The sequence below is a fragment of the Mycobacterium sp. genome (assembly GCF_035640695.1).
In the GTDB taxonomy this organism is placed as follows: domain Bacteria; phylum Actinomycetota; class Actinomycetes; order Mycobacteriales; family Mycobacteriaceae; genus Mycobacterium.
This window is the reverse complement of the sequence record NZ_DASQVQ010000106.1, coordinates 1-10276: the sequence shown is the minus strand read 5'-3', so window position 1 is coordinate 10276 and position 10276 is coordinate 1. Positions and strand designations below refer to the sequence as shown.

The 10276-nt window shown below is 66.9% G+C and carries 10 protein-coding genes and 1 pseudogene; 4 read left to right on the top strand and 7 right to left on the bottom strand.

The annotated features are described in order from the left end of the window. The 5 genes and pseudogenes from VE759_RS12100 to VE759_RS12080 form a co-directional block, all read right to left on the bottom strand. A pseudogene (locus tag VE759_RS12100) lies at positions 1-218 on the bottom strand (exopolyphosphatase); the annotation flags it as partial. Further along, positions 209-700, bottom strand: coding sequence for a DUF501 domain-containing protein (locus VE759_RS12095; protein ID WP_324932300.1), 492 nt, complete (start codon positions 698-700; stop codon positions 209-211). The pseudogene VE759_RS12100 and the gene VE759_RS12095, both read right to left, overlap by 10 nt. Beyond that, positions 693-1352 (bottom strand): septum formation initiator family protein, encoded by a 660-nt coding sequence (locus VE759_RS12090; protein ID WP_324932298.1) that lies wholly within the window; start codon positions 1350-1352, stop codon positions 693-695. The genes VE759_RS12095 and VE759_RS12090 overlap by 8 nt, the downstream gene beginning before the upstream one ends. Positions 1353-1355: 3 nt before the next feature. Then, a complete protein-coding gene (gene eno, locus VE759_RS12085; protein ID WP_324932295.1) occupies positions 1356-2678 on the bottom strand; it encodes a phosphopyruvate hydratase in 1323 nt (440 codons plus the stop codon). A gap of 71 nt (positions 2679-2749) precedes the next feature. Continuing rightward, complete coding sequence (locus VE759_RS12080; protein ID WP_324932291.1) at positions 2750-3481, bottom strand: lytic transglycosylase domain-containing protein; 732 nt, start codon at positions 3479-3481, stop codon at positions 2750-2752. 178 nt (positions 3482-3659) lie between these two features. Here VE759_RS12080 and efeU point away from each other — a divergent pair, with 178 nt between their 5' ends. From efeU to VE759_RS12060, 4 genes are all read left to right on the top strand, one after another. After that, a complete protein-coding gene (gene efeU / locus VE759_RS12075) occupies positions 3660-4568 on the top strand; it encodes an iron uptake transporter permease EfeU (RefSeq protein ID WP_324932288.1) in 909 nt (302 codons plus the stop codon). A 38-nt stretch (positions 4569-4606) separates the two neighbouring features. Then, positions 4607-5731: an iron uptake system protein EfeO gene (gene efeO, locus VE759_RS12070; RefSeq protein WP_414687894.1), complete on the top strand. Its 1125-nt coding sequence runs from the start codon at positions 4607-4609 to the stop codon at positions 5729-5731. Further along, positions 5712-7019, top strand: coding sequence for an iron uptake transporter deferrochelatase/peroxidase subunit (gene efeB / locus VE759_RS12065; protein ID WP_324932282.1), 1308 nt, complete (start codon positions 5712-5714; stop codon positions 7017-7019). Before efeO ends, efeB begins: the two co-directional genes overlap by 20 nt. A gap of 80 nt (positions 7020-7099) precedes the next feature. After that, positions 7100-7972 carry an LLM class F420-dependent oxidoreductase gene (locus VE759_RS12060; protein WP_324932279.1) on the top strand — a complete coding sequence of 291 codons (873 nt, stop codon included), beginning with the start codon at positions 7100-7102 and terminating at the stop codon, positions 7970-7972. Positions 7973-8045: 73 nt separating this feature from the next. Here VE759_RS12060 and VE759_RS12055 read toward each other — a convergent pair whose 3' ends face one another. Together VE759_RS12055 and VE759_RS12050 are read right to left on the bottom strand one after the other, a co-directional pair. Beyond that, positions 8046-9287 carry a nucleoside triphosphate pyrophosphohydrolase gene (locus VE759_RS12055; RefSeq protein WP_324932275.1) on the bottom strand — a complete coding sequence of 414 codons (1242 nt, stop codon included), beginning with the start codon at positions 9285-9287 and terminating at the stop codon, positions 8046-8048. Between the two features lie 5 nt (positions 9288-9292). Further along, positions 9293-10276: TRCF domain-containing protein (locus tag VE759_RS12050; protein ID WP_324932272.1), on the bottom strand; the 984-nt coding region annotated here is incomplete at its 5' end.

The following is a 10276-nucleotide window of genomic DNA, read 5'->3' as shown; positions in this document are numbered from 1 at the left end:
TGGTAGCGATTCAGCAGCGCCGTGTAGTCGCCGAGTGCGGCCCGCGTCCGGGCCAGTGCCTCCGGCGCGAACTCACCCGTCGCGTCCACGCCCTGGCCCAGCCGCACGATGCGCATCTCGCGATGCAGATCGAACACCCGCCCGTCGACGACGTCGGCGATCAGCAGCCGAATCGAGTTTGTACCGCAGTCGATTGCCCCGACGCGCGTCATGTCCACTGCTCCGCGATCAGGATGCCGGCCATCGCCGGATCGCCGGCGAGCACCGCCAGCGCCTCGTCGCCCAGCGGATTCACACCGGGTCCCTTGGCCAGCGAATGAGCGATCAACACGTGCAGGCATTTCACTCGGTCCGGCATGCCGCCACCGGAGAGCGTCGTGCCCAGCGGTTCGATCGCATCACGTTCGGCGAGATAGGACTCGTGAGCCCGCCGATAAGCAGCCGCGAGCTCTGCATCGTTGGCCAGACGCGACGTCATCTCTCGCATCATGCCCGACGATTCCAGCCGGCTCGCCGCCGCCGTCAGCACCGGGTGGGTCAACCAGTACAGCGTCGGGAACGGCGTGCCGTCGGGCAGCCGCGGCGTGGTCTTCACCACCCCCGGCTCGCCGTTCGGACACCGATAGGCGACTTCCACCACACCGCGCGGTTCGCGGCCGAGCTGGCGAGCGACGACGGCGAGGTCGGCGGGATCAACCACCGGGAGCAGGGGGCGGTGGCGGACTTGCGGGCTGGCTAGGGGCGACATTGGACGGAATGTTGTGCGGGGTATCGGCGATCGTGCGCCACAGGGACGTGTACCACGGCTCGTTGGGCCGTGATGCGGGCGCCGCGGCACCCGGCTGATCCGAGGGTATCGCCGCCGACGGAGGCAGCTGAACCTGGTACGGAATGTCGCCAGGCTTCACGAACCCCAGCCGTTCGCGTGCCTGCGCCGCGATGAACACCGGGTCGGCCAGCTTGGCCTTCTGCTGTTCCAGGTCCGCGATCTGCGCCCGCAGCGCCTTCTCACTGGCCGCTAGCTGGTTCATCTCCGTGCGCTGAGCAAAATATGTCCGCACCGGCCCGGCGATCGTCAACGTGAGCACGCACACCACCGCGGCCAGGATCGCCGCCCGCCGCGCGGTGGAACCGAGTTTCTGATCGGATCGCTGTTCGGCCGAGGCGGTAATGGATTCCGCCACTGCTTCCGGCACGGTCTTTGGTTCGCGTGGTTCGCGTGGTTCGCGCGGTTCGCGCTGTTCCCGACGGGACGCCGCGGCGCGTGGACGGCCGCGGGCCGAATCGCCTGCCCGGGTCGGACGGGAGGCCGGTGACCGGCGTTTCGGATCGGGCCGCTTCGCTTCGGGCACTTGCTATTCGGCCTGTTCGGATGCTTGTCGCGCAATCGGCTCATCGCCCACCGAGAACCGCGGGAATGCCAGGTCGCCGGCGTAGCGCGCGGCGTCGCCGAGCGTTTCCTCGATGCGCAGCAGTTGGTTGTACTTAGCCACCCGCTCGCTTCGGGCAGGCGCACCCGTCTTAATCTGGCCGCTGCCCACCGCCACGGCCAGGTCGGCGATCGTGGTGTCCTCGGTCTCGCCGCTACGGTGGCTCATCATGGTCCGGTACCCGCTATTGTGCGCCAGGGCGACTGCATCCAGTGTCTCGGTTAGCGTGCCGATTTGGTTTACCTTGACCAGCAAGGCATTACCGGCGCCCCGTTCGATGCCCTCCTCCAGTCGTTCCGGATTCGTGACGAACAGGTCGTCACCGACCAGCTGCACCCTGTCGCCGATCAACGTCGTCAGCGCCACCCAGCCGTCCCAGTCGTCCTCCGACAGCGGGTCCTCGATGGATACCAGCGGATAGCTGTCCAGCAGGCCGGCGTAGAACTCAGCCATCTGTGCTGAGTCCCGCGTCTCCTTCTCGAACGCGTAACCACTTCCGGGGGTGAAGAATTCGGTCGCGGCGACATCTAGCGCGAGCGCGACGTCGGAACCGGGCTTGTACCCGGCGGACTCGATGGCCGACAGGATCAGATCAAGCGCCGCCTTGGTACCGGGAACGTCGGGGGCGAACCCACCCTCGTCCCCCAGACCGGTGGACAGACCTTGCTTCTTCAGAACGGATTTCAACGAGTGGTACACCTCGGCGCCGCATCGCAGCGCCTCCTTGAAGCTCGGCGCGCCGATCGGCGCGATCATGAACTCCTGCACGTCAACACCGGTGTCGGCGTGCGCACCGCCATTGACGATGTTCAGCATCGGCACCGGGAGGATATGCGCATTGGGGCCGCCGATGTAGCGGAACAACGGCAGGCCGGCCGATTCCGCGGCACCCTTGGCTACCGCCAACGAAACGCCAAGAATTGCGTTGGCGCCCAGCCGAGACTTGTCAGGTGTGCCGTCGAGATCCACTAACGCCTGGTCGACCAACCGTTGGTCGTCGGCGGACAACCCGATCACCGCCGGGGCGATCTCGTCCAGCACGGCCTCGACGGCCTTCTCGACGCCCTTCCCGCCGTATCGGGCAGCGCCGTCGCGCAACTCGACCGCCTCGTGCTCGCCGGTGGACGCTCCCGACGGCACCGCCGCGCGGGCGAAGGTCCCGTCCACCAGGGCAACCTCGACCTCGACGGTGGGATTGCCGCGCGAATCAAGGATCTCGCGGGCCCCGACCTGCTCGATGATGGGCACTGGCTTCTCCTTGAGTCGTCGGTGGGTCGTCAGACGTCATCAGCCTAGATGCAGGGGCCGCGCACAGCGGGCTAGAGCGGGTGTCCTGCGGCATATGCCTTCGCCCAATCCCGGACGGTGCGGGCGTACTGGTCGGAGTGGTTGTAGGCCCGCAACGCGTTCATCCATCCCCGCGGCGTTGCCAGGTCCTTTCCGCGCCAGCACAAATAGCCCGCCGCCGACAGTGCGGCGTCGTCGAAATTGTCCGGGCTGACAACACCATCGTTGTTGGCGTCCACGCCGTACAGCCGCCAGGTCTCGGGAATGAACTGCATCGGTCCCATCGCCCGGGCGTATTCCGGGTCACCATCGACATCCCCCCCGTCGTTGTCAACGATTTGCAAGTTGCCGTTCGTCCCGTCCAGTCGCACGCCCCGGATCGGCGGCGTCACGTCACCGTTCGGGGCGATCTTCGCGCCGCGGTAGGTGCCGTGGTGGCTCTCGATCTGGCCGATGCCGGCCACCGTCGTCCAAGCCAGATGGCATTTCGGATTCTCGACCTCGGCGACCCTGGCCGCGTACGCATACGCCTCCAGAGCCTCGACCGGCATGCCCAGCGCGGGCGCCCGCGCCGCCGCCCATTCATGCAGCTGATCGGCGGGCCGGCCGCGGGCATGAGTATCGATGTCTGGCACCGGATCACCGGCCGGCGGCGGCACGCCGTCGGGTATCGGAACACCAAGCTGCCAAGAGCAACTCGACGCCAACAACATGGCGGTCGCGCCCACCACGGCTACCAGTCGTAGCCAACGCACCCGAGCCACTCGACTCCTCAACCCACTCTGGTCGTCGTCGTTCCATGGTCCCATGACTTCTCCGCGGTGCTGTCGTGGTTCCGGCAGTGGCGGGGGTATACCACCGCCGGCGCACCGCTGCTAAGGTAAGGCACACCTTCGTTTGGGCAGGCAAGGCTTGCTTAGCTAAGCATAGTAAGGACCATCGATGAACGCTGTAGTCGATATCGCGGTAAGTCTTCAGGCCACCGGACCGAAAATCTCGTCACAGCTGCTTGGCAGCGGATTGATCGGTCTGCGCGAAGGTCTCGAGGGAGGCATTGTCGTGATGGTCCTTATCGCCTTTCTCGTCAAGTCCGATCGACGGGATGCGCTTAAGTGGGTGTGGCTGGGCGTTCTTGCGGCGATCGCGATGACTGTCACGACGTTTCTGGTCATCGTGTTCAGCGCCTATACCATTACCGGCCTTGCGGCAGAAGCCATCGCGGGCATCGCGTCGCTGGTCGCGGTCACGATCGTGACGACGATGGTGCTGTGGATGAGGAAGGCCGCCGCGGGGCTTTCCGGTGAGTTGCGCGCCGAGATGTCGCGCGCGCTGGAAACCGGCGCCCTGGCGGTACTGTTGCTCGCGTTTTTAGCGGTGGGCCGTGAAGGCGGCGAGACGGCACTATTCATGGTGGGCTACGCCGAGGCCGAAACTGCCTGGCCCCTGCTCGGTTTGGTGATCGGCGTGGCGGTGGCCGCGGCCGTCGCGTGGGGAATGTACGCCGGCGCCGTGCGCATCAACCTGAGCAGGTTCTTCAAGTACACCGGCATCTTCTTGATCGTGGTGGCTGCCGGAATTCTGGCGTACGGCATCGGCGCACTACAGACCATCGGCTGGCTGCCGGGCCTGCAGAGCAAGGCCTTCGACATCACCTCATGGATGACCTGGTCGTCGTGGTACGGCGAGATCGTCCAGGGCGTCTTCAACATCACACCAACTCCGACGGTGCTGCAACTGACGGTGTGGCTGGCCTACCTCGTCGTGGTGCTGTTCGTATTCGTCCGGCCCGCCCCCGCCCCTGTGAAGGCTTCTCCCGCTCCCCTGCCCACACCCGAAAGGTCAACTACGTGAACCGCTTTGGCCCCGGGGACACCCGGGCCGGCGCCGCCGTGTTCGCCGTGGTGCTCGCCGGTGTCTCGCTGACCAGCTGCACCACCAAGGAGTCGAACCACCCAGGTGCCGCCAGCGCCCCGCAGATCACCGTCAACGCCTCCGACACCGCCTGCCAGCTTTCGGGTTCGGAAACCACCACCGGGCCAAGCACCTTCATCATCACCAACAACGGCACCAAGGTGACTGAATTTTACGTTTACGGTGCGGGTGACCGCGTGATGGGCGAAGTGGAGAACATCTCGCCCGGACTGCAACGCAAACTCGTCGTTCACCTCAACGCCCCTGGCATCTACCAAACCGCCTGTAAGCCCGGCATGGTCGGCGACGGCATCCGCTCGGACTTCAAGGTCACCGGCGAAGCGTTGCAGACCGACATGCCGGGCGGGTTCAAGCAGGCCGCCGACAACTATAGGCGCTACGTGATCAGCCAGGCCGACGCGATGTTGGCCGCCACAGAGGCCTTCGTCGAGGCGGTGAAAGCGCGTGACATCGACTCCGCCAAGAGGCAATACCCGTCATCGCGCACCTACTACGAACGCGTCGAGCCAGTGGCCGAGTCGTTTCCCAACGACCTCGACCAGCGGATCGACCGGCGCGAGGCCAACCTTGAGGCGGGCCAGAAGTGGACCGGCTACCACCGGCTCGAAAAGGACCTGTGGGCGCAGGGTTTCCAGCCCGACACCAACGCGATCGCCGACCAGCTGGTCGCCGACGCAAGGGAGCTCGCCGCAGGGGTGAAGGCTGCGGACTACAGCATCGATCCCACCCAAATAGCCGGCGGCGCACAACATCTGCTCGACGAAATCGCGATCAGCAAGATCACCGGTGAAGAGGACGTCTTCAGCCACACCGACCTGTGGGATTTCAACGCGAACGTGCAGGGGTCACAGACCGCGGTGGCCTCGGTCCGGCCGATCCTCGACGAACGCAACGCCGACCTCGGCAAGCGCGTCGACCAGCGGTTCCAGGATGTTGAGGCGCTGCTGAACCGCTACCGCAAGGGTGACGGCTTCGTTGCGTACGACACCGTCACCGAGCCGCAGCGCCAGGAACTTTCGCGCGCGATCGACGGGCTGTCGAAGGACGTGAGCCAGGTGCAAGGTGCCATCGCCCCCCAATAACGCATCGGAACCCGCGGCCTTCCAGGGGCTGTCCCGACGGCGGCTGTTCGGCGCCGCCGGGGTGACAGCCGCGGTTGTCGGGGCTGCCGGAGCGGGCGCATGGGCAGGACGCGCCGCTGCCGCTGAGGCCGCGCCGGAAGACCTGCACCGTGCCGTGCCGTTCCGCGGCGAGCGGCAGGCCGGCATCATCACGCCCGCGCAGGACCGGATGCACTTCTGCGCGTTCGACATCACCACCGGCTCGCGCGACGACGTCGTCTCGATGCTCAAGGAGTGGACCCGGCTAGCCGAACGGATGACCACCGGGCAGGAAACGGTGCCGAACGGCGCGGTCGGCCTGAATCCGCATGCGCCGCCGTCCGATACCGGCGAGGCACTGAACCTGCCCGCGTCGGCGCTCACCCTGACGATCGGCTTCGGGCCGTCGTTCTTCGAAAAGGATGGCAAGGACCGCTTCGGCGTGGCCGATCGGCGTCCGGTGCCGCTTGCGGACCTACCGAAGTTCCCGAACGAGACGATGGATCCCGCCCGCTGCGGCGGCGACATCTGCGTGCAGGCCTGCGCCAACGACCCTCAGGTCGCCGTGCACGCGATCCGCAACCTGGCCCGTGTCGCGTTCGGCACCGCGGCGGTGCGGTGGTCGCAGCTGGGCTTCGGCCGCACATCATCAACCACCCGATCACAGCAGACGCCACGAAACCTATTCGGATTCAAGGACGGAACGCGCAACATCAAGGCCGAGGACACCGACAAGCTGAACAACCACGTGTGGGTGGCCCGCGGTGACGGAGCGGATTGGCTGACCGGCGGCACCTACCTCGTGACGCGCCGGATCCGGATGCGCATCGAAAACTGGGACCGCACCGCGCTCAAGGAGCAGGAACGCGTCATCGGACGCGAGAAGGGCAGCGGGGCGCCGCACGGCTACACCGACGAGTTCGCTCCCCTGGATTTGGCAAGCAGGGATGGCAGGAGCAAGCCGCTGATCGACGTCGATGCGCATGTGCGGCTCGCGTCGGCCGAGCAGCTCGGCGGCATCGAAATTCTGCGCCGCGGCTACAACTTCACCGACGGCTCAGACGGCTTCGGGCATCTCGATGCGGGGCTGTTCTTCATCGCGTTCGTCCGCAACCCGGTCACGCAGTTCATTCCGTTGCAGGCCCAGCTTTCCAGCGCCGACGCGCTCAACGAGTACATAACCCACACCGGTTCCGCGGTCTTCGCGTGTCCACCGGGACTGCGTGAAGGTGACTCGTCGGCCTACTGGGGCTCGACGCTGTTCGGGTGACCGGAACAGAAGCCCGGCCGCACGAGTTAACCACACTGAGGCGAGGGATCATTCGGCGAGCGCAAAACCAGGAGGGTGACATGAAGGTCGGGGTCGTGTTCCCACAAACCGAAATCGGAGCCGATGCCGGCGCGGTGCGCGCCTACGGGCAGCGGGTCGAGGAACTCGGATTCAGCCATATTCTGGCCTACGACCACGTCGTCGGGGCCGACCCGCGAGTCCACACCAATTGGAACGGGCCTTACGACCTCGACACCACATTCCACGAGCCGCTCGTGATGTTCGGCTACCTGGCCGCGGTGACGACCGCCCTGGAACTCGTGACCGGCGTCATCATCCTGCCGCAACGCCAGGCGGTGCTCGTCGCCAAGCAGGCCGCGGAGGTCGACGTCCTCAGCGGCGGCCGGCTTCGGCTCGGAGTCGGCATCGGCTGGAACGCCGTGGAATACGAGGCGCTCGGCGAGGACTTCAGCACCCGCGGCAAGCGGTTCGAGGAGCAGATCGAGTTGATGCGACGGCTTTGGACCGATACGAGCGTCACATACGACGGCATGTTCCACCACGTCACGGGCGCCGGTCTGGCCCCGCTGCCGGTGCAGCGGCCGATTCCGGTGTGGATCGGGGCACAATCACCGCGCGCCTATCGACGGACCGGTCGGCTCGCGGACGGGTGGTTCCCCCAGATGCAGCCGGGGCCGCAGCTTGACGAGGCCCTGGAGCTGGTGCGTCGCGCCGCCGTCGAGGCGGGAAGGGATCCGGCCAGCATCGCCATGGAAGGGCGCATCTCAGGGGGCGGTGACGCGGATGAAACGGCCGAAGCCCTGCGCCGCTGGGCCGAAGCGGGCGCCACTCACGTATCAGTAAATACCATGGGCGCCGGTCTGAGGTCGGTGGACGACCACCTGGCCGCGTTGGCGGCCACCGCGCAGGCAGCGCAGAGCGTCACGAGCTAGCGCGGGACAAATCACCGCGCGGCTCGTGATATGCGGCTCGTGATCTACAGTGCGGCCGTCGGGTGGGTTGCTACTACTGCGGTTCGACGCGATCCGGCTGATCGCCTGGTGCTTCGACGACCTCCGGAGCCGCGCCGTTCGTTTCCGCGCTGAGATCCTCGGTTACGAGCGGCGTTTCGGCGGGGGCCTGCTCGCCGACCGGCTCTCCCGGCTGCTCAGCTTCGTGTCGCTCCGGCGCCGGTTCGGGGACGTCGGAAGGCGCGGGCTCGGGCACTTCCACCGGCCCGGGCTCCGGCACATCCGTCGGCGACGGCTCGGGCACCTGCTCGGGCGACGGCTCCGGCACTTGTTCCGGCGACGGTTCAGGAATCGGCTGCGCGCCGGTCGCAATGGGCAGGTACGTCCGCCACTCCTCCTCGGTGATGGAGTCGAGCGGCGCGACATCGAGTTCCTCGGGCACGTCGCTGCCCCGTCGCGCGGCGGCAATCGACTTCTCCGCGAGGCGGACCGCATCCATGAATTCCAAAACTTCTGCGCGTAACACGGTTTCGGCGTCAGCCTGCGCGGATACCGTGACTGACGTCAACGCCGGCGGAATCAGATCGTCCGGCAGGCCGGCTTCGGTGACCCGGCTAATCACCTTGTGCGCCAACGCCAAAGCGGGCTGAGCCGTCGGCACGCCGTCGAGGCTCGACCCGCGCGATTTTTCGGCGGCCTTGCGCTCGTCCCACTGCGCGATCTGCTCCTCCAGCGAGACCGACTCGCCGGCCAGCACACCGGGAACCCGGTTGGCCAGCTTGCGCAGCAGCGAATCCGCGACGTCGTCGATGGTGAACGGATGCTGCGGCGCGTCCTCGGCGATGCGGGCGTGAAACAGCACCTGCAGCAACACGTCGCCAAGCTCTTCGCGCAGTTCGTCGGCGTTGCCGCCACGGACCGCGTCGAACAGCTCGTAGGTCTCCTCGAGCAAATACCGCCGCAGCGAGTCGTGGGTCTGCTCGCTCTCCCACGGTCCGTTAGTACGCAGCTTGTCCATCAACGCGACCGCATCGATCAGCCGCTCCCCGCGCTGCGGTTCGGGCGCGGAAATCAACTGCTCACCGGCGGCCAGCCGGGCCTGAACCGTCGGGTGGTTGGCGTCCGACGACAACAACACCGGTGCGTCGTCACCGGCGTGCGCCGGACGCGCCGCAGGCAGCGACCACGGCACCTTGACCGGCATTTCTTCGGTGTATTGCACGTCGCCGGCCAGCATTGCGATCGCCTCGACGGGGACCAGCGAGGGTCGGCGGGGGTCCACCAACACGACTGTCATCGTGTCTAGCCTCCTCGCGCGTCGTCCCCCGCCCCTGCCTTGGTTATATCAACACCAGCCTGCGGCCTTCCATGAAGTGCGGATACCAGATCGGCAACCATCCGGAGGAGTTCAAGATCACGGATCCGCGGTGCACCCGCCCCGCTGCCCGACCGTGGAATTGGCACCTGCACCGTCGAGGTCGTGGCGCGGTAGTGCGCACCCGGATAGAGCCGCTTGAGCCGAAGTTGCTGGGAGTCCAGCAGCGTGAGCGGGGACAGCCGCAGCGTCGTGCCGGCGCCGGCGCCCATCGTCGACACCTCGGTGATGCCGTACTGCCGGCACAGCAGACGCAGCCGCGCCACCGCGACCAGCCGCTCCGCAGGTTCGGGCACCGCCCCGTACCGGTCGGTCAGCTCCTCTAACACCGCGGTGATCCCGTCATCGTCGGGCGCCGCCGCCAATCGACGATAACCCTCCAGCCGCAGCCGGTCGCTGGCGATGTACTCCGGCGGCAGATGCGCGTCCACCGGTAGGTCGATGCGGACGTCCTTCGGCTCCTCGGGCGCCGCCACGGTTTTGCCGTCGGCGGCCGCACGGTAGGCCTCCACGGCCTCACCGACCAGCCGCACGTACAAGTCGAAGCCCACGCCGGCGACATGGCCGGACTGCTCGACGCCGAGCACGTTGCCAGCGCCGCGGATCTCGAGGTCCTTCAGCGCCACCGCCATGCCCGCGCCGAGCTCGTTGTTCTGGGCGATCGTCGCAAGCCGGTCGTAGGCCGTTTCGGTCAGCGGCATCTCCGGCGGATACAGGAAGTAGGCGTAGCCACGCTCCCGGCTGCGCCCGACGCGCCCGCGCAGCTGATGTAGCTGGGCCAGCCCGAAGGTGTCGGCACGCTCGACGATCAGCGTGTTCGCGTTGGAGATGTCAAGACCGGTCTCGACGATCGTCGTGCAGACCAGCACGTCGTATTCGCGGTTCCAGAAGCCCTCGACCGTGCGCTCCAG